This window comes from Methylocapsa sp. S129, from assembly GCF_009765995.1.
Classification (GTDB): Bacteria; Pseudomonadota; Alphaproteobacteria; order Rhizobiales; family Beijerinckiaceae; genus Roseiarcus.
The window spans coordinates 181,190-200,297 of record NZ_LMUI01000048.1 but is presented as its reverse complement, the minus strand read 5'-3'; the positions used below and the strand labels follow the sequence as shown (position 1 = coordinate 200,297).

The 19,108-nt window shown below is 61.2% G+C and carries 22 protein-coding genes; 9 read left to right on the top strand and 13 right to left on the bottom strand.

What is annotated here, in order from left to right; all coding sequences use genetic code 11:
- Positions 1-37: 37 nt before the first annotated feature.
- From GSQ90_RS26150 to GSQ90_RS26140, 3 genes are all read right to left on the bottom strand, one after another.
- Complete coding sequence (locus GSQ90_RS26150) at positions 38-616, bottom strand: HdeD family acid-resistance protein (RefSeq protein WP_158817894.1); 579 nt, start codon at positions 614-616, stop codon at positions 38-40.
- Positions 617-675: 59 nt separating this feature from the next.
- Entirely contained in the window at positions 676-1,761 is a 1,086-nt protein-coding gene (gene hrcA, locus GSQ90_RS26145) for a heat-inducible transcriptional repressor HrcA (RefSeq protein WP_158817893.1), read from the bottom strand.
- Between the two features lie 135 nt (positions 1,762-1,896).
- Positions 1,897-2,322 (bottom strand): endonuclease domain-containing protein, encoded by a 426-nt coding sequence (locus GSQ90_RS26140; RefSeq protein ID WP_158817892.1) that lies wholly within the window; start codon positions 2,320-2,322, stop codon positions 1,897-1,899.
- A gap of 175 nt (positions 2,323-2,497) precedes the next feature.
- On the opposite strand from GSQ90_RS26140, the gene GSQ90_RS26135 reads away from it, so the two are divergent.
- Positions 2,498-3,688 carry an acyl-CoA dehydrogenase gene (locus GSQ90_RS26135; RefSeq protein ID WP_158817891.1) on the top strand — a complete coding sequence of 397 codons (1,191 nt, stop codon included), beginning with the start codon at positions 2,498-2,500 and terminating at the stop codon, positions 3,686-3,688.
- 58 nt (positions 3,689-3,746) lie between these two features.
- On the opposite strand, the gene GSQ90_RS26130 is transcribed toward GSQ90_RS26135, so the two are convergent.
- The 5 genes from GSQ90_RS26130 to GSQ90_RS26110 form a co-directional block, all read right to left on the bottom strand.
- The gene (locus GSQ90_RS26130; RefSeq protein ID WP_158817890.1) at positions 3,747-4,034 is read right to left on the bottom strand and encodes an XRE family transcriptional regulator; all 288 of its coding nucleotides are present in this window, start codon (positions 4,032-4,034) and stop codon (positions 3,747-3,749) included.
- Positions 4,031-4,306, bottom strand: a complete 276-nt coding sequence (locus GSQ90_RS26125; RefSeq protein WP_371418446.1) for a type II toxin-antitoxin system RelE/ParE family toxin — start codon at positions 4,304-4,306, stop codon at positions 4,031-4,033. The genes GSQ90_RS26130 and GSQ90_RS26125 overlap by 4 nt, the downstream gene beginning before the upstream one ends.
- Before the next feature lie 272 nt (positions 4,307-4,578).
- Positions 4,579-4,845 (bottom strand): hypothetical protein, encoded by a 267-nt coding sequence (locus GSQ90_RS26120; RefSeq protein WP_158817888.1) that lies wholly within the window; start codon positions 4,843-4,845, stop codon positions 4,579-4,581.
- A 34-nt stretch (positions 4,846-4,879) separates the two neighbouring features.
- Positions 4,880-5,488, bottom strand: a complete 609-nt coding sequence (locus GSQ90_RS26115) for a hypothetical protein (protein ID WP_158817887.1) — start codon at positions 5,486-5,488, stop codon at positions 4,880-4,882.
- Between the two features lie 554 nt (positions 5,489-6,042).
- On the bottom strand, positions 6,043-6,330 hold the full coding sequence (locus tag GSQ90_RS26110) for a type II toxin-antitoxin system ParD family antitoxin (RefSeq protein WP_158817886.1): 288 nt from the start codon (positions 6,328-6,330) through the stop codon (positions 6,043-6,045).
- A 763-nt stretch (positions 6,331-7,093) separates the two neighbouring features.
- Here GSQ90_RS26110 and GSQ90_RS26105 point away from each other — a divergent pair.
- A complete protein-coding gene (locus GSQ90_RS26105) occupies positions 7,094-7,309 on the top strand; it encodes a hypothetical protein (RefSeq protein WP_158817885.1) in 216 nt (71 codons plus the stop codon).
- A 113-nt stretch (positions 7,310-7,422) separates the two neighbouring features.
- Here the strand turns inward: GSQ90_RS26105 and GSQ90_RS26100 are convergent, their stop codons facing one another.
- Both GSQ90_RS26100 and GSQ90_RS26095 read right to left on the bottom strand, forming a co-directional pair.
- A complete protein-coding gene (locus GSQ90_RS26100) occupies positions 7,423-7,596 on the bottom strand; it encodes a hypothetical protein (protein WP_158817884.1) in 174 nt (57 codons plus the stop codon).
- Between the two features lie 641 nt (positions 7,597-8,237).
- A complete protein-coding gene (locus GSQ90_RS26095; RefSeq protein WP_158817883.1) occupies positions 8,238-10,607 on the bottom strand; it encodes a hypothetical protein in 2,370 nt (789 codons plus the stop codon).
- A gap of 161 nt (positions 10,608-10,768) precedes the next feature.
- On the opposite strand from GSQ90_RS26095, the gene GSQ90_RS26090 reads away from it, so the two are divergent.
- The 6 genes from GSQ90_RS26090 (at position 10,769) to GSQ90_RS26065 (ending at position 16,233) form a co-directional block, all read left to right on the top strand.
- The gene (locus tag GSQ90_RS26090) at positions 10,769-10,954 is read left to right on the top strand and encodes a ribbon-helix-helix protein, CopG family (RefSeq protein WP_158817882.1); all 186 of its coding nucleotides are present in this window, start codon (positions 10,769-10,771) and stop codon (positions 10,952-10,954) included.
- A complete protein-coding gene (locus tag GSQ90_RS26085; protein WP_158817881.1) occupies positions 10,954-11,361 on the top strand; it encodes a very short patch repair endonuclease in 408 nt (135 codons plus the stop codon). The genes GSQ90_RS26090 and GSQ90_RS26085 overlap by 1 nt, the downstream gene beginning before the upstream one ends.
- Positions 11,354-12,517, top strand: coding sequence for a DNA cytosine methyltransferase (locus GSQ90_RS26080; RefSeq protein WP_158817880.1), 1,164 nt, complete (start codon positions 11,354-11,356; stop codon positions 12,515-12,517). The genes GSQ90_RS26085 and GSQ90_RS26080 overlap by 8 nt, the downstream gene beginning before the upstream one ends.
- A 403-nt stretch (positions 12,518-12,920) precedes the next feature.
- Positions 12,921-14,600: a thiamine pyrophosphate-binding protein gene (locus GSQ90_RS26075; protein ID WP_158817879.1), complete on the top strand. Its 1,680-nt coding sequence runs from the start codon at positions 12,921-12,923 to the stop codon at positions 14,598-14,600.
- Between the two features lie 118 nt (positions 14,601-14,718).
- A complete protein-coding gene (locus GSQ90_RS26070) occupies positions 14,719-15,690 on the top strand; it encodes a patatin-like phospholipase family protein (protein ID WP_158817878.1) in 972 nt (323 codons plus the stop codon).
- Between the two features lie 216 nt (positions 15,691-15,906).
- Positions 15,907-16,233 (top strand): NIPSNAP family protein, encoded by a 327-nt coding sequence (locus GSQ90_RS26065; protein WP_158817877.1) that lies wholly within the window; start codon positions 15,907-15,909, stop codon positions 16,231-16,233.
- A gap of 134 nt (positions 16,234-16,367) precedes the next feature.
- Here the strand turns inward: GSQ90_RS26065 and GSQ90_RS26060 are convergent, their stop codons facing one another.
- Positions 16,368-16,514, bottom strand: a complete 147-nt coding sequence (locus GSQ90_RS26060; RefSeq protein WP_158817876.1) for a hypothetical protein — start codon at positions 16,512-16,514, stop codon at positions 16,368-16,370.
- 146 nt (positions 16,515-16,660) lie between these two features.
- Between GSQ90_RS26060 and GSQ90_RS26055 the strand changes: the two genes are divergently transcribed.
- Entirely contained in the window at positions 16,661-17,164 is a 504-nt protein-coding gene (locus tag GSQ90_RS26055) for a hypothetical protein (RefSeq protein ID WP_158817875.1), read from the top strand.
- On the opposite strand, the gene GSQ90_RS26050 is transcribed toward GSQ90_RS26055, so the two are convergent.
- On the bottom strand, positions 17,159-18,019 hold the full coding sequence (locus GSQ90_RS26050; RefSeq protein WP_158817874.1) for a hypothetical protein: 861 nt from the start codon (positions 18,017-18,019) through the stop codon (positions 17,159-17,161). The genes GSQ90_RS26055 and GSQ90_RS26050 overlap by 6 nt on opposite strands.
- Positions 18,020-18,583: 564 nt before the next feature.
- Positions 18,584-18,898 (bottom strand): hypothetical protein, encoded by a 315-nt coding sequence (locus tag GSQ90_RS26045; protein ID WP_158817873.1) that lies wholly within the window; start codon positions 18,896-18,898, stop codon positions 18,584-18,586.
- Between the last annotated feature and the right edge of the window lie 210 nt (positions 18,899-19,108).

Below are 19,108 nucleotides of genomic sequence, written 5' to 3'. Positions count from 1 at the left end.
CCGTTCCTGAACAGAATGAAGGCCGCCGCGGCGCCGGTCAGCGCCGGGCGCGCAGCCCGAGGCCGAAGCGCACCCAGCCCGCGCCGTTGAATAACAGATCAACGCCGAGCAAGGTTCCGAGCACCCAGATGGAATCGGCCGGCCAATGAATGACGATGATCAGGCCGAGCAGGACCGTCACGGCGCCGGCAAGGAAGACCATCGCGCGCGGATGATCGGCGGGAAGCTGCGATGCGAGGTAGCCGCGCACCACGCCCGCCGCGATCAGGCCAGCGCCCAGCATCAAAGTCAGCACGGTCGAGGCGAAAATCGGGTTGAAGATGCAGATCAGGCCGACGAGGAGATAAAGCACGCCGCCGAGGACCCACAGGAAAAATTGGCCCCAGCCTCGCGAATGTGTGCCGATGCCGATTTCGGCCGCGCCGGCGATCAGGAAAACCACGCCATTGATGGTGACGGTGGCGATCGTCGCCGCCAGCGCGAAAACCGTCGCGGCGACGCCGAGCAGGATCAGCAGCACGCCGAAGGCGACGATGGCGCCCCATTTATTCTGCAACCGGTGCATGGCGCCGCCAAGGCTATGAACCTCTCGCCCCGGAACTGGTGAATCCGTCATTCCGTTCTCCCTTTCCTTGATCGTTCGCCCTGATCGCCTGGCCCGCGCGCGCCTAGAATTCAGCGCACGCGCATCAGGTCGCCGAGCGCCCGCGCCGTATATTCCACCATCGGGACGATCCGCGCATAATTGAGACGGGTCGGCCCGATGACGCCGAGCACACCTGCGATTTTCTGCTCGCCGTCGCGCAAAGGCGCGGCGATCATCGACGAGCCCGAAAGCGAAAAAAGCTTGTTCTCCGAACCGATGAAGATTTTGACGCCGTCGCCGATTTCCGCCCGGTGGAGCAGATCGATGACGTCGGTTTTCGTCTCGAGATCGGCGAAAAGCAACCGGATGCGATCGAGATCGTCGTTGGCGCGCAAATCGTCGAGCAGATTGGCCTGACCGCGCACGATCAATTGCTGGCGCGATTCCTCGACGCCCGCCCAGGACGCCAGCCCGGCATCGACAAGGCGCGCCGCCAGGCCGTCCAGCTCGTTCTGCGCCGCCCGGCGCGCGGCCTCGATGTCGGCGCGCGCTTCGGCGAGGGTGCGGCCGCGCACCCGCGCGTTCAGATAATTGGCCGCCTCGACCAAAGCGGAAGCGGGCATGCCGGCGGGCGTGTCGATGATGCGGTTTTCGACCGAGCCGTCCTCGGAGACCAGCACCGCCAGCGCCTTTGCCGGCTCAAGGCGGACGAATTCGATATGTTTCAGCCGGACATTGTCCTTGCTGGTCAGAACGACGCCCGCCCCGCGCGTCAGATTCGACAGAAGGCTCATCGTCCCGGTCAGGGCGCCTTCAAAGCCGCGCCCTTCGGCGGCGGCCTTGACGCCATTGTCGATGCGCGCGCGGTCGGCGCGGGTCAGGTCGCCAAATTCGAGCAGCGCGTCGACGAAGAAGCGCAGGCCAAGTTCTGTCGGCATCCTGCCCGCGCTGGTGTGCGGGGCGTAAATGAGCCCGAGCTCCTCGAGATCCTGCATCACATTGCGGACGGAGGCCGGCGACAGCGAGATCGGCAGCAGGCGCGAGAGGTTGCGCGAACCGACGGGCTCGCCATTGACGAGATAGGAATCGACGATGCGCCGGAAAATGTCGCGCGAGCGCGAATCCAGGTTCGCCAGGGCGCGCGGCTCGGCCATTTTGTCGGGGGGTCCGCTCATGGGTGCCACCATGCCGAGAAGGCGGCGCCAGTGCAAGCGGGGGCGGGCAGGCCAGCGGTCCTCATTCCGGCCCCTCTTACGTCATGGCCGGGCTTGTCCCCGGTTGTCATGTTGAGGTTTTCCAAGACGTTGGCGCTATTCCCTCCCCCCTTGTGGGGGAGGGTTAGGGAGGGGGGTCGCGCCGCCCTCGAAAGCGTCGCCTTCCAAGCGCGGCCTCAGTTCAATCAGCTTCAATCGAATGGTTTCCAACACGCCGTCGATATTGTGGAAAATCTCGTCATTCATAAATCGCAGAACGCCATAGCCTTGCGAGTTCAACGCGACGGAGCGCATCCCGTCGCGCACGCGTTCGGCATCGGTCGAATGTGTAGCGCCGTCGACTTCGACGACCAGTCGCGCCTCGTGGCAGGCGAAGTCCACGACGAAGCCCTTGAGGATGACCTGGCGCCGAAACCTGAAGCCGCCGATCTGTTCGCGTCTGACGCCATTCCAAAGGCGGCGTTCGGCGTCGGTCGCGTTTGTCCTTAGTTTGCGCGCAATCGGCTTTAACCGGTTAGGCATGCGCGCCCCCCCCTCCCTAACCCTCCCCCACAAGGGGGGAGGGAATTCCTGCGCTTTAATCCTATCGCGCAAATCCGTGTCCGCTGAGGGGTCATTCGTCTCAATCGCCCGCTTGAAAAGCCGCCCCAGCCCGGCCATAGCTGTCGCAGCAACCGCCGCATCAAGGACGCAAGCCATGAGTTCCGACGCCACCGGGTTCCAGTGGGAAGACCCGTTCCATCTTGAATCGCAATTGACCGAGGACGAGCGGTCCATTCGCGATACGGCGCAGGCCTATGCGCAGGAAAAGCTCCTGCCCCGCATTGTCGATGCTTACGAAAAAGAGAAAGTCGAACCGGAGATTTTCCGGGAAATGGGCGCGCTGGGGCTGCTGGGCGTGACGCTGCCGGAGAAATATGGCTGCGCGAACGCCAATTATGTCGCCTACGGGCTGGTCGCGCGCGAGGTCGAACGGGTCGATTCGGGCTATCGCTCGATGATGAGCGTGCAATCCTCGCTCGTCATGTATCCGATCTCCGCCTATGGCGACGAGGCGCAGCGCGAGAAATATCTGCCGAAACTGGCGAGCGGCGAATGGATCGGCTGTTTCGGCCTGACCGAGGCCGAGTCCGGCTCCGATCCCGGCTCGATGAAGACCAAGGCCGAGCCGGTCGATGGCGGCTACCGGCTGACCGGATCAAAACTCTGGATCTCCAACGCGCCGATCGCCGACGTCTTTGTGATCTGGGCGAAATCCTCAGGTCATGGCGGGCAGATTCGCGGCTTCATCCTGGAGAAGGGCATGAAGGGCCTTTCGGCCCCCAAGATCGACGGCAAGCTTTCGCTGCGCGCCTCGATCACCGGCGAAGTCGTGATGGACGGCGTCGAAATCCCCGCCAGCCATCTGCTGCCCAATGTCAGCGGGCTGAAGGGCCCGTTCGGCTGCCTCAACCGGGCGCGCTACGGCATTTCCTGGGGCGCGATGGGCGCGGCGGAGGATTGCTGGCGCCGGTCGCGCGAATATGCGCTGGGGCGCAAGCAATTCGGACGGCCGCTCGCCGCGACCCAGCTCGTGCAAAAGAAACTCGCCGACATGCAGACGGAAATCGCGCTCGGCCTGCAGGCGTCCTTACGCGTCGGCCGCCTGATGGACGAGGGCCAATGGGCGCCGGAGATGATCTCGCTCGTCAAGCGCAACAATTGCGGCAAGGCGCTCGACATCGCCCGCGCCGCGCGCGACATCCATGGCGCCAACGGCATTTCGGGCGGTTATCACGTGATGCGCCACGCGCAGAATCTGGAGACCGTCAACACCTATGAAGGGGCGCATGACGTGCATGCGCTGATCCTCGGACGCGCGCAGACGGGGCTGCAGGCGTTTTTTTGAGGGGAGCGGGCTTGTCTGGACGATAGCGGCGCGCCGAATCTATTCGGCGTCCATCCCCTCAAACCAATTCGAGCCGCAGCCGGCGCCCGACGATCCGCGCCGCGCGCATGAGGGTTTCAAGCGTGGCGCTGCCGTTCTCGGGATCGAGCAACCGATCGACCTGAGCGCGGCTGGTCTGCATCATCTCAGCCATCCGAGCTTTGCTGATATTCTGCTTTTTCATTTCCTCGCCGATCTGCGCCGCAATCACAGACTTGGCGGCGGCCGCCGTAACCTCCTCGCGAATGCCGGCTTCATCGAGCCAGCTTTCGAAGGTCGAACCGATATGCGGATTCGTCTTCGTCATGATGTCGCCTCTTTCAATCGCTGCCGGGCAAGCGTCAGGTTGTCCGCCGGCGTTTCTCTCGTCTTCTTGATGAACGCGTGCAGCGCGATCAGCATGCCGTCATCGAAGCCAAAAAGAACGCGCGCCTCGCGCTTGCTCGGCAATGATGATCGCACTTCCCAGAGACCGCGGCTCAAGGGCCGACACACCGGCAGTCCGATCGGCCAACCAAATTGCACTTTGGCGATGTCGCGCCCGATCGTCCGCTGATCGTCACGGGGCAGTTCGTTCAACCACTCCCGTACCGGTTCACGCCCCGCGGTGGATCTCCAGAAAACGAGAGGGATAGGCGTTAGCTTATCCGTCATGACCTAATGTATCAAAAATGATACGCCCGTGCAAGGCGTCTCAACCCAAATCCTTATGAAACGCTCAACAGTGATGAGGACGCAGATGAACGCCGCGATTACGGGCGCATTTGTCCCGACATAGTGCGGGTCTGGCGCTTACTCGCGCGCGCCTGACGGGCCGTCCTTCGTCTTTGTCTCCGTCGCCCGACCGCCCTTCAGTCCCTGAAAATCCGCAGAAGCGCGGCGAGGATTCCCAAGCCTTCCACCGTCCGTCCGCCCCATAGGAGGATCGGCAGGATGAGGAGCCAGGGGGCGGCGATCGTGGCGAGGCCGACCAGGAACGCCGCGCCCATCGTATAGCCTTGATGGCGCACGAGGAAGAACATGATCAGAAACAGGAACGGACTGGCCCATGCCACGCGGCGGGCGCCGGCCCGGATTTCCTCCGGACTCATCCGCCGGTCAGGATCGATGGCCATCATCCCTCGCTTTCGCCTGTCGGCGCGACAGGCCGCCTTAAGGATCGTTATTCGGGTCGACGCACATCTTGAAGGTCTTGCCGGTCCAGGCCAACGCCTCATCGATGCCCGCTTCGTCGCGCAGCAGGATGACGTCGCCCTTGGTCCCCTTGCCGAGGCACGGATAGGTTTTGAGCTCGGCCGAGCCGCGTTTGGCGGAGTGGGGCGGCGGCGAGGTCTTGTCCCAGCCCCCGATATCCGCCCAGCTTGGAGCGTCGAAGAAGCCCTGCGCGCCCTGTTCAAAATCGACGGCGAGGAACTTTTGGCCATTGTTCAAGACGATGGCGAGGCCATGGCCGGACGATTGCGCGCTCAGCGCCTCGCTATGATAGATGCTGATCACATGCACGTCGCTCGCGACGGATTTGCCGTCGCCGGCCGGCGCAATCTTCACGAAATAGACGGCGTCGGCTTTGCCGTCGCCATCATAATCGCCGCGCATCAGCGGCGATTTGACGCCCGCCACGGCCTCGACGCGCGCGCCGAACAGTTCGGAGACGTTTGCCGACTGCGCCGCGCATGGCGTTGTCGTCGCGACGAAAAAGCAAGGGACGAGGAACGCCGAGAAAACGCTCCCGACCCTGAGACGCATTGCCCTGTTCGCCATCCCCCGCCCCTCCGTGAGGCAGCGTTGCGCGCTGCGTGAAGGAAAGAAGTGTGCGTCCGATTGATGGGCTTTTCAACTGGCGTTGGGCGCGATGCGATCAACGCCCAGCGTGCATAGCCTTTTACGGAATTGATGACGGCGTCAATTTCAGCGTCGTGAATGTTTCGCCGTAAGCCCTGCCTAGATTGCTTCGCTCCGCTCGCAATTAATGACGGCGCGAGATTATCTGCCGCCGGACGCTGCGTCTCGCGATCGTCCGCCGGGACGCGCGCTCTCGTCGGACAGGCGCGACCGTCATTGCGAGCGGAGCGAAGCAATCCAGAGGTCGTGACGGTTGCTAACCGGGACTCCGCTCTTCGACCGCCCAGAACAATTAGGCAAAGGGCACGATCGCTGGATTGCTTCGCTCCGCTCGCAATGACGATCACCGGTTCCACAGTAAATCATCCCGCTCTGTCGTTTCGATCTTGTCGATGATGCGCGTCGCCGTCGCCTCTGAGGCCTCAACGGCAATGGCGAACCGATTTCGGCGAGGTCGGCTTCCGCCGCTTCGGTCAGACGGAGGGCGAGCGGGCGGCTAATAGTTTCCTCCCTCGCGCGACGATGCGAGCCGTATCGAAGTCCTTCACGCGGCCGGCCGCCACATCGGCGAGTCCCGCATCAATATCGGCCTTCAGCGCCGCCAATTCTTCGATCTGAAGCGCGCGCTTGGTTTTCCAGTCGCGCAGCGCGGCGCGAACGACTTCGCTGGTGGACGCGTAATCGCCCGCCTCGACGGCGCTCTTCACCAATGCCGCCATTTCCGCCGGCATCGTTATGGTCATCCGTTCGATCCTGCTCATGGCGTGCCTCCTTCTAAGCTAGCGAGCATACTTTATCATACTTTATAGGCGGACACCAATGCGGGATTAAAAGCAGACGAGTGCGTTTGGGCGATGCGCGAAAAGCCGGAAAATTCCGCGTGCCGTCGACGGCGTCGCGAATGAGAGCTTGATGATTTGCGGCAGAAACGATCGACCGTCATTGCGAGCGGAGCGAAGCAATCCAGAGGTCGTGACAATTGCTAGCCGGGACTCGCTCTTCGACCGCGAAGAACCATTGGGCAAAGGGCACGACCTCTGGATTGCTTCGCTCCGCTCGCAATGACGATGGGAGTTGCATCACAAGCCCTGGCGCCGATCCCGTTCCCGTATTTCGCGTGTTCCGACGATAGCGCATTCAATCTCCCGCGCCCGCCGATTCATCCGCGCGGCGCGCGCGCCGAAAGCGCGGTACGTTAATTGAAGGCGCCGTAACGGGAAACGGTCGGGTGTGACCCATCGTTTCGCATGGCGGAGCGTGTTTCACCCTTGAGAGCTTGTCAATGATGGTCCTTCTGGCCACCGCCGAAGGCGGCGCGCCATAGGGCGTCGAGAGACGCCCGTCGATAGCGACGGGCTTTACGCCGCCATGCGCAAACGGGTGTTCTAAAGCGCCATTCTCGTTCGTACGTTGGGTAGTAATCCGTTATCCACACTCTCCTACTTTGCGCGTCTCAAAGTACCCACTCTTGCAATTCTGAGTACGAGGTATTAATTGCGCTGCATTCAACCGGAGTATCAATGAATGGCTAAAGTAGCGCAGAAGGCAGTCAAGAAGGCTGTGAAGAAAGTGTCGCGTCCCGTCGTCAAACCGTGGACAAAGGACGATTTCCGCACGCTCAAGGCGCATTCGAAGGCCCGCACGCCTGTCGTTAAAGTATCTAAAGTGATGAAGCGGACCGTAGGCGCGCTGCGCCGCAAGGCCGGCATTCTCGGCATCGGCCTCGGCGAACGCCGCTAAGTTCTCGGCCGCCCGAGCGGCCCTCACGCCTCTCCCCTATCGATTGGTCACCAGCGCGCTCCCGTTATCGGGGGTGCGTTGACGTGTACGCTCGATGGGGGATAGGGGAGCGCTTAGTCTCGGGAAGCCGAGCCGGTCTCGGCCTTTTCGCCATCCGACGCCTTTTCGCCGAGATATTTTTCCGAATCGGGTAGCCGCGCCGCGCGCGGATTGGCCGGCATCAGCTTGCAGGCGAACGGGAGGAGGCTGGCGGGATCACGGGCAAAATCTCGGTCGTCCTCTTTCATATCTGTGGCGCCTCCGTTAGTGAGGCAATAGCCGTCATTGCGAGCGGAGCCCGGACGAATGCTGCGCATTCGCCTTGAGAAACAATCCAGATGTCGTGACGCTTGCTAACCGAGACTCCGCACCCCGATCGCTGCGAACAATTGGGCAAAGGGCACGATCTCTGGATTGCTTCGCTCCGCTCGCAATGACGGCGTGGGGCTTTGTCGCATGCCCTAGCGCCGATCCGGTTCCCGTATTTCGCGTGTTCCGATGACAGCGCATTCAATCTCCCGCGCCCGGCGATTCATCCGCGCGGCGCGCGCGCCGAAAGCGTGGTGCGTTAACTGAAGGCGCCGTGACGGGAAACGGTCGGGTGTGACCCATCGTTTCGCATGGCAGAGCGTGTTTCACCCTTGAGGACCTGTCAATGATGGCCCTTCGGGCCACCGCCGAAGGCGGCGCGCTTTGCGCGTCATTGACAGGTCCTCAAGGGTGAAAAAAAATGCCTCCATGCGAACAATGGCTCAATATCGATACCGGTATGGAACCGCCGCGCGATTTGATCCGTTGGTTATTACGCGACGGTGGATTTAGCCCCTGGCAATGCTTTGGGCTGCTCCAAAAATGGAGCCTGTCAATTAAATGCGCAGTCACCGTGAGCCTAGTTGTCAAAGCCAGCCGCTTGCCGTTCCTCGCCCGACAGAAGATCTGCGTAAGGACTGCGCTCATTGGGATATGTAAATTGTCCAGCTTGTAGTTCACGCACTGGCGCGATTAATGGGAGGGTCACCATCTCGGCCCGCCAATGTCCCGGCCGCCGGTCGCGCCGATCCACCATCTCGCCGTTCATGCGTTTGTCGTCGATCGGAACGCCCGTGGCAGCGTCGAACTTGCGCATGTTAACCTGCGGCTCCAGGGTGTCTCCCGCGCGTTCTCGATCGGCGGCGTCGCGCCCGCCATAGCCGCGGCTGCGAACGCCGCCATGATTGGCGCCGGCGTTCCATTCGCGAAAGGTAAAGCGGCAGTCGCCGCTGTCGCTCAACGTGTATCGCAACGGCCGGTCGGGGCCACGCGCGTAAATCACCTCGTCGGTCGCCCTTGCGACGCGAAAATCGGGGTAGGTTGGAAACAGGCGCTCGCGAACCTCTTTTTTCTCAAGATGATCAAAAAGACCTAGTTCATCGGCGATTCGCAGAATCGGCCCCGTCCGATACCTAAGGCCACTGCGATCCCGCTTGGTCGACAAGTTAGCCTTGCCCTGCATGATATGCGGCTTGACCACCTCGCGATCCAACCTCTCGAAGAACGTCGCCAAAAGGGGATCGTCCATATCCCGCCGCACGCGGATCAGACTCGTCGGCGCGCCGCGACGGTAGGCTCCCACCACGAGACTGTGGGGACTTGTAACGTAGATATAGCCACCGCCCGAGCGGATGTAGTCATCGACCAACAACGCGTTCTCGTCGGACATGATGACCGTGGATCGTTTGCCGTAGCCGCACGCGCGCCCGAGCAAGCCCTGCAACAGCGCGTTCAAGTTCGCCGCCTTGTTCGAAAACTCAAGAAACCACTCGACCTCGCGCGGAAAGGCGTCACCCATGCGTGCCCGATTCGTGACGGCGATCAAGAATGGTAGTTCTGGATGTTTCCGCTGCCGGATAGCGCGCTTTACGCTTTGCCCACGGTGGTCGGAGCCAAAGTATTCTATGACTTCGATCGCGGCGCTCGGCAGGCGCAGATTCTCGATGAGACGATGAGAGCGAATATTGTTGTTGAACAGTCGAATGCAGATGCCCATCCCCCGCGTGGAATCGCTTTGAGCCATATGCAAAATGGCCGCCCTGAGCGTCTCTTCGACATCTTGGCGATACTGCTCCTGCGTGCCCGCGTAGCCGATTTTTTCGGCAAACCGGCTGAACACCGTCCTGTCGGAATCATACGCCGCTAGAGACACATTCGCTAAAAAAGGGAGCCCAATCTCCTGGCCGAAATCCGCGAACCGCAACGTCCGCGGCGGCGTGACGTTGACGTCGGCGTCAATGACTCTTCCGCCGAAATAGTTATAGCCAACGTAGGACGATGTGAGGAATTGGCGCACCGTCCAGACCGCTTCCACGTCGTGTAGCTCAAAAGGCGTCGCCGACAACCCGATAAAGACTCGATCGGGGGCATCGGCGCCGAGGGCCTCCTTGATCTGGTCGAATATCTGCAACAAGACGCAGGGACGGCGCTCGAAACCGTCCTCGACTTTCACCAGCCTGTCGCTCGCGCCGAACTGCGGTTCATCGATAATGAGAAGGGGCGAGAAGCCCGCAGAATTCGCGCGTCGACAAATTTCAACGACCCGCCGAATGCTTTCGCCGCGCACGCGGCGTTGGATAAAATCATCCAGCCGTGGGCCGACAAGAGTATCCGGCAGCGCGTTTTTAAGAACATGCTCGCGATACGTATTGACCGTGGGCGCGTATGCGAAGACAGGATCAACCCGAAATCCCTTGATGTAATCGATCAACGTGCATTGGTGTTGATCGTCCACCTTTACGGCGAGCTCGCCATAAAAATCCAGGAAACGGGCGATTTCGATCTTGGTTTGGTCTTCTTGGCTCGTGTGGCTGGTGATCAGGTAGATCGGATATAGGGATCGACCGGTTAGCTGATGCACGATTGGGCCGGCAAATTGCAGGGCGAGCGAAGTTGTCGTTTTGCCGGACTGCATGGCGCCGAGCACCAACCCATTGTTTTGCGGAGCGGTTAAAAGCTCGCCGACGCACGCCAGCGCGGTCATCAACTGCGAATTGTGAAGAACGCCAGAATCATCGACGCGGTCGCAAAAGCGCATCACCCGCGCGATGCCAGCGCCTTGTTTGATCGTCCCGATGGCCCCACTTGCGGACAACCGTACGCCGAGACCCAGCTCCTGGGCGTAATCGTTGAACGCGCGTTCGATATCCCTGAGATGGTCTTCGTACTGTTTAACCCGCGCCGGGATATCGACATCGGCGGTATGGTTGGGATGGGGAGTATGGAGCAACGGCAACCTCAAAATTAACAACTTTGGACGCCATAACACGCAATAATTGCGCACAAAATAATTCACCTCTACGACAAAGTCAATTTTTGCGCGTTAGGAATGAATCATGTTGACGCGTGGCGCATCATGATTCATCGTCACGCTGCAAATGAGAAGCGACCTTGCCCGCCCGAAAAGCCACGCCCAACATCGCCGACCGGCTGACAGTCACCCTTGACGCGACGGACCGCGCCGAGCTCGCAAAACTGTCGGCGGCAACCGACCGCAGTCTGGCGTGGATCGTTCGAGAGGCAGTGCGGCAATATCTCGCCCGCGCGCGCGACGCGGCGGGCGCGCGGGCGAGCTGATGGATACGCTCACGCCGTTGGAGCGCAGCGCGCAGATGCGCCGGGTTAAATCTAGCGACACGAAACCCGAGCGAGAGCTTCGGCGAATCGTGTGGGGGCTCGGGTATCACTACCGGAAGAACCGTCGGGACGTGACGGGAAATCCAGATATTGCCTTCGTCGGGCGTAAGCGGGCGATTTTTTTGCACGGATGCTTTTGGCATCGCCACGATTGCGCGTCGGGGCGACGGTTACCGAAATCTCGACTGGATTTTTGGAAAACTAAATTCGAGCGCAATGTGCTGCGCGACGAGGCTGTTGCCATCGGGCTACGCCAAGTGGGGTGGCGCGCCTTGGTCGTTTGGGAATGCGAACTTTGTGACCGCTCAGGAGTGGCGCAAAGAATCAGGAAGTTTCTCGATGCGTAGCGTGGAGTTGTTCGCTGGTTGTGGGGGGCTGGCGCTTGGTATCGCGCGCGCCGGATTTGCGCACGACATCATTGTGGAACGCGACAGCGATTCCGTAACGACGCTGCGCGAGAACAAGATGCGCCAGATCGCGCATGTGCGGGATTGGCCGATCGCTCAATGCGACACGCGGGAACTGGATTTCCGTAAATTAGGAAACATCGACCTTCTCTCGGGCGGACCGCCTTGCCAACCTTTCTCAATTGGTGGACTGCATTTGGGTCCTCGGGATCCCCGGAACATGTGGCCCGAGGCCATCCGCGCCGTCCGCGAGATTCGCCCGAAAGCCTTCATCCTAGAAAACGTCCGAGGACTGTTTCGTCCCGCCTTCGCGGGTTATCTCGCATACATCACGCTTCAACTTACCTATCCTGATGCCAAGCTTCGAGACGGTGAGTCTTGGAAAAGTCATTTGACGCGGCTGCGTCAGCATGCGGAGAGCCGCGCCGGCCAGGATGCGGCATATCGAGTAATCTCACGCGCAATTAACGCCGCGGATTATGGCGCGCCTCAAAAGCGGCACCGGGCCATTTTCATTGGCATGGCTACGCAATATGGGGACGATTGGTCCTTTCCCGCCGCGACGCATTCGCAGGAGGCGCTTGCGTGGTCGAAACATGTGGCGCGCGACTATTGGAAGCGTCACCACGTGCGACGCATGTCAGGCCCCGCGTCGGTTTCCGAAGGGCAAGCGTTAAAGCGCGTCGTGGCCCGAAATAAGAAGCCGGACGAGCATCCGTGGCTTACGGTGCGCGATGCCATTTCTGATCTACCAACACCGACGAAGACGGAAAAGGTCGCCGGTCATTGGCAACACCCAGGCGCCCGAGCGTATGACAATCATACTGGAAGTCACCATGACGAACCGGCGAAGGCATTGAAGGCCGGCGACCATGGCGTGCCGGGAGGCGAAAACATGCTGGCCGACAGGCAGAATCGCGTGAGGTATTTCACAATTCGTGAGATGGCTCGTCTGCAGCAATTCCCGGATGATTTCATTATTTCCGGAAGTTGGAAGGCCGCTACGCGCCAGTTGGGCAACGCTTTGCCGACATCGGTCGGACAGCACATCGGCGGAGCGGTGATGAAGTTAGTCCAAAGCAAGCGGTCGGGTTAGAGTCTCAAATGTTAGCGAGGCGAAGTTCGCACCCGCTTCAAGCCGTGTCATGCAAGACACTCATCTTGCCGGGATGGATGGCCTTGCGCCGTGGCTGCCCGGTTCAGCGCCCGAACCGATGCCAGCGCGGTTCTATCTCTTCATAGCGCACAAACCTCTTGGTCGGGCTTGTCGGGGCCATCCACGCCGCGCCGTCGCAAACAACTTACAAGGTTAGCGCACACGGCCCGGCGTAGATGGCCGGGACAAGCCCGGCCATGACGGTTAGATAGTCGCGAATTAAATGACTCCGCATCCCGCCCCTCACTCGTCAGGTTACCAGTTGAATATCGCCGCGCGACCTGCGAAACACCAGTTTTGCCCGCCATGGACAGCGCTGGCGGGAGCGGGGAGACCGAGGCTTATGCATGACACGAACGCCCGCACCGGCGGCCAGATACTTGTCGACCAGCTTGCCGCCCAGGGCGTCGAGCATGTGTTTTGCGTGCCGGGCGAATCCTATCTCGCCGTGCTCGATGCGCTGCATGATTCCTCGCTGGAGGTGACCGTCTGCCGGCAGGAGGCGGGGGCGGCGATGATGGCGATCGCGGCGGGCCGGCTGACCGGGCGGCCGGGCGTCTGTTTTGTGACGCGCGGCCCCGGCGCGACCAATGCCGCGCACGGCGTGCATATCGCCGAGCACGATTCGACGCCGATGATCCTGTTCATCGGCCAGGTGGAGCGCGGCATGCTCGGGCGCGGCGCGTTTCAGGAAATGGATTATCGCGCCTTTTTCGGCTCGACCGCCAAATGGGTCACCGAGATCGAGGACGCCGCGCGCATTCCTGAAATCGTGCAGCGCGCGTTCCATGTCGCGATGCAGGGCCGGCCGGGGCCTGTCGTCATCGCTTTGCCCGAAGACGTGCTGACGGATATGGCCGGCGCCGTCGACGCGGCGCGCGTCGAGCCGGCGCCGATCTGGCCCGGCCCGACGCAAATGGCCGAATTGCAGAAAATGCTGTGGGCGGCCGAGCGGCCGATCGTCATTCTGGGCGGCGGCGGCTGGAGCGAGCGCGCCTGCGCCGCGCTGCAACGCTTCGCCGAGCGTTTCGATCTGCCGATGGCGACCTCGTTCCGCCGCGCGACCTTGTTCGACGGCGCGCATCAGAATTACGCCGGGGAAATCGGCATCGGCCCGAATCCGAAATTGAAGGCGCGCATCGACGAGGCCGATCTTGTCGTGCTGCTCGGCGGGCGCATGTCGGAAATGTCGTCGCAGAGCTACACGTTGTTCGCCATTCCGACGCCGCGCCAGAAGCTCGTGCATGTGCATGCCGATGCGCAGGAGATCGGGCGCATCTATCATCCGAGCCTTGGCATTGTCGCGACGCCGCCCGCCTTCTGCGCGGCGCTGGAAGGTTTGCAGCCGCCCAATGCGATCGCCTGGAGCGCGCGCACCAAGGAAGCGCGCGCCGATTATGTCGCCTGGACCGAAAAGGCGCCGACGATTCCCGGCCGCGTGCAGCTTGGCGAGATCATGGTCTGGCTGCGCAGCTACGCGCCCGACGCGATCATCACCAATGGCGCGGGCAATTATGCGACATGGCCGGGCCGCTTCTGGCGCTATCGGCGTTTTGATTCGCAGATCGCGCCGACATCGGGCTCGATGGGCTTTGGCGTGCCGACCGCGGTGGCGGCCAAGAGGCTGCTGCCGGAGCGGATGGTGATCGCTTTTGCGGGCGACGGCTGCTTCCTGATGAACGGGCAGGAATTCGCCACCGCCGTGCAGTACGATCTGCCGATCATCGTTATCGTCATCGACAATGCGATGTATGGCACGATCCGCATGCATCAGGAGCGCGACTATCCCGGCCGCGTCAGCGCGACTGAATTGCAGAACCCGGATTTCGCCGCCTATGCGCGCGCCTTTGGCGGCCATGGCGAAAGGGTCGAGGAGACCGCCGATTTCGCGCCCGCTTTCGAGCGGGCGGTCGCGTCGGGCAGGCCGGCGATCCTGCATGTCAAGATCGATCCCGAAGCGATCACGCCGATGACGACCCTGTCGGCGATCCGGGCGAAGGCGCTGGCGCAGCAAAAGGCGTAAAAAGCCGGCGGATTGAAATAAGGCAGAAGGTCAACAGCGCTGACCTTTTATCCTTGAATTTTCATGTTGCAGTGCACAAGTGTCCTCGGCGGGGTTTCGACCAGACGAGGATCGACCGATGGGAATTATGGAACAGGCCCGCACCCTTGTGGGCGCCAAAGCTTCGGCGCCCGTCTGGCCGCCCAAGCGCCTTTCGCTCGCTTTGCAGGGCGGCGGCTCGTTTGGGGCCTTCACCTGGGGCGTTCTCGACCGGCTGCTTGAGCGCGGCATCGCCTTCGACGCGATCAGCGGCGCCAGCGCCGGCGCGGTCAACGCCGTGCTGCTCGCCTCCGGCCTACTGGAAGGTCGCGATGAAGCGAGAGCGAGGCTCGCCAGTTTCTGGCGGCGGATGAGCGATTCGGCGAGCTTTCTGCCAGCGACATCGCTGGCGACGGCGATGATGGGCGCGGGGTTCAGCGCGCTGACGCGGGCGTTTTCGCCCTATCAGTTCAATCCGTTCGATCTCAATCCGTTGCGCGAGGCGCTCACGGCGGAGGTCGATTTCGAACGCCTGCGCGCGCAATCGCCGGTCAAATTGCTGGTCGCCGCGACGCGCGTGCGCGATGGGCAATTGCGGATTTTTCGCAACCCAGAATTATGCGTCGAGAGCGTGCTCGCCTCCGCCTGCCTGCCGCTCATCCATCACACGATCGAAGTCGAGGGCGAGCCCTATTGGGACGGCGGCTATGTCGCCAATCCGCCGCTGATTCCGCTGGTGCAGGCCTCCGACGCCGCCAATCTTCTCATCGTGCAGGTGACGCCCGCCAAATCGGAACGGCTGCCGACCAATCCCAGCGAAATTGTGAAAAGGCTCGACCAGATCCATTTCAATGCGACGCTGAACGCCGAACTCGAAGCGCTAAAGGTCGGCCTGATGCTGCGCGCGACGCCCAAACTGCGCCGCCTCCATATCGGCCGCATCGCCGCCCAGGACGAATTCGAAGGGCTGGCCGACGAAAACGCGACGAATCTCGGCTGGGATTTTCTGGAGCGCCTGCGCGACAGCGGGCGCAACGCGACGGACGTCTGGATCGCGCAGACGGGAGCGTGACGGCGGGCGCCGACAGGATTGAGGGCACTGCGCTGAGAAGGCCAAAGCTCCGCCGTCATAGACGGGGGATGGACGCTCTCATATTCGAGCCTATCGAGAAAAGCTCGGCCATGACGCCGTGAATTCGCAAATTTATGTGATTGAAGAGGCGTATTTCCGCAATCATGGCATTATGCCAAACATTCCGTTCGAGAGACCTTAGCGAAAGGCCCTTCCATGATTTATGAACTTCGCATCTATCGTTGCGTGCCGGGCCGGTTGCCCGCCCTGTTGAACCGGTTTCAGTCGGCGACGCTGCGCATCTGGGGCAAGCACGGCATCCGCCAGGCCGGATTCTGGACGACGATGATCGGCGAATCCAATAACGATCTGACCTATCTCATCGCATGGGATTCGCTCGCCGAACGCGAGCAGAAATGGACCGCATTCCTGAGCGACCCCGAATGGATCGCCGCTCGCAACGACAGCGAAAAAGACGGCCCCATCGTCGCCAACGTCACGAACTCGATCCTGCAGCCGACCGCGTTTTCCAGTGTCCGCTGATCGCGTAGTCTGCGCTCTCGATCGATGAGGGGTAGCCTGCGGCAGATGTTCGCCGGCCGCTCGCCGACATAATTGCCGTATCTGTCATAGACCAATTGATAGCTCCAGCAATTGTCGACGTGGTAATAACCAAATCAGGCCGTGCCGGGCTGACCCATGCCCGGCGCCAGACCCCAGGCGAAACCGCCGCTCGGAACATGCGGGACAGGATCGGCGGCAAAGGCGGGCGCCCAAGCCGCGATATACAACGCCGAGAGGCAAACCAATCGTTCGTGAAGCATCGCGACATCTCAAATGGGTGACGACACTCAAAGGAACGTCAACCGCCCAACCGCACTTAAAATTAACGTCGGCCTAGTTTTTCGTCGCCCAATGCCCTGAGATGGTTGTTCGCTCAGAATTTGAACGCAGCGCCCGGCGAAAGTCCATGGCCGTCGCCCAGGGAGATCGGGCTGTCGGAGGCGGGCCCATTGTCAAAACCCATGGAACGCTCAAAGAACTTTTTCCGACCCTCAGCGAGGCGAGCGGCTTTCTCTGCTTCTTCCGAAGTCGGTTGCGCGATCGAGAGCGCGGCGCCGCCGCTCCTGTGAACGCTTTTCTTGGTGTGCGTTTTCGCAGATCCGGCGACGGGCTGATCGGCAAAGACTGGCGTCTGAATATTTTGCGCGAAACCGGCGGAGCCAGCGACGCAAAAGGAAATGGCGGCCAGGAAACCCATGCAAAGTCGAACCACGCAATTGTCCCTTTGTCTGAAGCCGGTACTAAAGAGAGGGAGTTTGGCGTTTTCGCGACCAACCGCTCCGGCCGCCTCGACAAGTTGAAGCCGCTCGGTCGCCTGATGCGCCACGTTCGACGCGCGCAAAACAGCTTCCTCGTTCGAACACGACGATTGCTCAATGGGAATAGCGCACCCGCAACCCGACGATCATAAGCTCGCCAAGATGCGCGATGCGATCATCATCCATTTCCTGCCCAGCCTCTTCCCGCCGGAAACAGCCCTTCGCCAGTCCTCGCCAAGCGGGTCGGGGGGCAACTGCTGCGCCAGCACGCGCTTGAGGCTCTTTACGTCATGGAGGCGCTTCTCCAGAATATGTTCGGCCCGCTCCAGGGTCGCGGCGACCTCCTCGGGTGTCTTGTAATCCTCGGGGCCGATCTGCGGCGTGCGTCTGACCTGATAACCGGTCCAGGCGACGAACTTATCGGCGAAATATTCAAGCGGATAAACGTCGTCGTACGCGGTCTGGTAGGCGTTAAGGCGACCCATCAGCCATTGCATCTTGTGCCTTCGTTCGCACGGCAGCCAGCTATCGTCGACATGCGCATTGAGACGTGTTGGCGGCGGCAGAACTTGGGCGTCGCCGACCACCAGTTTCGCCAGCATCTGCCGGGCGCCCAGATCGTTAAGGCGCTCCGTTTCCAGGATGACGCGCGCATTGAACAAGCCGCTATGTTCGTGAATGAGAGAATGCGTCTTGTCGAAATACCAGGAAATTTTGTCCGCCAATGGCAGAGGGCGCCACGCGTCTTCCGCGACCTCTCCGAAATGGAAAGCGGTCATGCGCTTTGCATGAGCCCCCGGATCGTCCGAATAATGGCCATAGGCCGCGGGAAACAGTTCGCAGTTCCTCATCAGACTTTTTATCGCCGCGGCGCGATCGACGCGGCGAAGATGAACGAGCTTGAGCTGCGGATCGCACCGTTGCGCAAAGATCGGCAGAATGGGCGCGTAGCCATTGCCGACAATGATGTCATGCGGACACTCGTCGATGAGCTTGCATATTTCCACCCGCCAGTGGGGATCGCCTGTTTCCGTCCAGGATGCAAACGCATGAGAGAACTCTCGACTGCAATATTCGTGCCCCACGGAACTTTGCGGAAGACGCCTCTCCAACAAATAACTGATCATGTGAGTGAGTGAATTGGTGCCATCACGACCGGCGCTGACGCAAATGAGACGCAAACGATTTCGCTTCAAAGGAATTGGCGTGGTCAAAATCAAACTCTCATCGACGCGGCCGCCGCCAAGCCGCCGCGCCCTTGATATTGGCGCGACGCGCCAAGGAGCCGAAGCTCGAACGGGGACAGCCGCGCTTCATGAATCCGCCTCTACGCACATTGTCTGATTTGCGTCAGGGCGTCAGCGTTTCAAATGTGTTTTTTTATTTCTGACTGTCGTCGGTGCTGCGAGCAATTGCGCAGACGGGCCGATGCCGGCAGTAACAAAGACGTGATCGCAACGCGATAATTTACAGGCGACGTGAGCGCTGTTGCGGCGCGGCGACCGGATCTAGCTTGTGGACCCGCCAGTCAATGCGACATGCTTTCTCACGACGTCCTCGACATGCCCGGCTTATTCGCGGCGCAAATGTTTCACGCGCGACGCGACGTCCTCGAAACGAGGACGCCGCAGCACGGTTTCGATTTCAGTGCCGTTGTCGACCCGCAAGACATGCAGGTCCTGATAATATTGCGGCGTATTGAAGCGGGCGAGATCAAAATCTCCGGAGCGCTCGACGAGGAAGCCTTGGAGTAATCGCCAGCGCGGGCGGTCGGCAGGACGTCGCCGAACGACGGCGGGATCGCGGTTTTCATGCGGCTGCGGGGATCGAATAGCCCCAACAGAAAATCCACATACCGGCGTTGACCGCGACGTTCCTGGCGCCATCTGGAACCGAGCTGATCTAGGCGCGTGATGGCGAATTCGAGATGGCCATAGACGACCGAAATGAAAGCGAGCTTCCCGAGTTGCTTGGTCGACGACGGCGTATCGGGTCGCCGGAGGAACAAAGCGTCCGCCCACATCTGGCATCCGGCGCCGCGCAGGCCGAGAGAGGTTTTCGGGCCGTCGAGTTCGACCATCCGTTCGAATCTGACG

Coding starts and splice junctions, on each gene's coding strand:
- GSQ90_RS26150 (WP_158817894.1), bottom strand. CDS start 616: ATGACGGATTCACCAGTTCCGGGGCGAGAGGTTCATAGCCTTGGCGGC.
- hrcA (WP_158817893.1), bottom strand. CDS start 1,761: ATGAGCGGACCCCCCGACAAAATGGCCGAGCCGCGCGCCCTGGCGAAC.
- GSQ90_RS26140 (WP_158817892.1), bottom strand. CDS start 2,322: ATGCCTAACCGGTTAAAGCCGATTGCGCGCAAACTAAGGACAAACGCG.
- GSQ90_RS26135 (WP_158817891.1), top strand. CDS start 2,498: ATGAGTTCCGACGCCACCGGGTTCCAGTGGGAAGACCCGTTCCATCTT.
- GSQ90_RS26130 (WP_158817890.1), bottom strand. CDS start 4,034: ATGACGAAGACGAATCCGCATATCGGTTCGACCTTCGAAAGCTGGCTC.
- GSQ90_RS26120 (WP_158817888.1), bottom strand. CDS start 4,845: ATGATGGCCATCGATCCTGACCGGCGGATGAGTCCGGAGGAAATCCGG.
- GSQ90_RS26115 (WP_158817887.1), bottom strand. CDS start 5,488: ATGGCGAACAGGGCAATGCGTCTCAGGGTCGGGAGCGTTTTCTCGGCG.
- GSQ90_RS26110 (WP_158817886.1), bottom strand. CDS start 6,330: ATGAGCAGGATCGAACGGATGACCATAACGATGCCGGCGGAAATGGCG.
- GSQ90_RS26105 (WP_158817885.1), top strand. CDS start 7,094: ATGGCTAAAGTAGCGCAGAAGGCAGTCAAGAAGGCTGTGAAGAAAGTG.
- GSQ90_RS26100 (WP_158817884.1), bottom strand. CDS start 7,596: ATGAAAGAGGACGACCGAGATTTTGCCCGTGATCCCGCCAGCCTCCTC.
- GSQ90_RS26085 (WP_158817881.1), top strand. CDS start 10,954: ATGGATACGCTCACGCCGTTGGAGCGCAGCGCGCAGATGCGCCGGGTT.
- GSQ90_RS26080 (WP_158817880.1), top strand. CDS start 11,354: ATGCGTAGCGTGGAGTTGTTCGCTGGTTGTGGGGGGCTGGCGCTTGGT.
- GSQ90_RS26075 (WP_158817879.1), top strand. CDS start 12,921: ATGCATGACACGAACGCCCGCACCGGCGGCCAGATACTTGTCGACCAG.
- GSQ90_RS26070 (WP_158817878.1), top strand. CDS start 14,719: ATGGGAATTATGGAACAGGCCCGCACCCTTGTGGGCGCCAAAGCTTCG.
- GSQ90_RS26065 (WP_158817877.1), top strand. CDS start 15,907: ATGATTTATGAACTTCGCATCTATCGTTGCGTGCCGGGCCGGTTGCCC.
- GSQ90_RS26060 (WP_158817876.1), bottom strand. CDS start 16,514: ATGCTTCACGAACGATTGGTTTGCCTCTCGGCGTTGTATATCGCGGCT.
- GSQ90_RS26055 (WP_158817875.1), top strand. CDS start 16,661: ATGGCCGTCGCCCAGGGAGATCGGGCTGTCGGAGGCGGGCCCATTGTC.
- GSQ90_RS26045 (WP_158817873.1), bottom strand. CDS start 18,898: ATGGCGCCAGGAACGTCGCGGTCAACGCCGGTATGTGGATTTTCTGTT.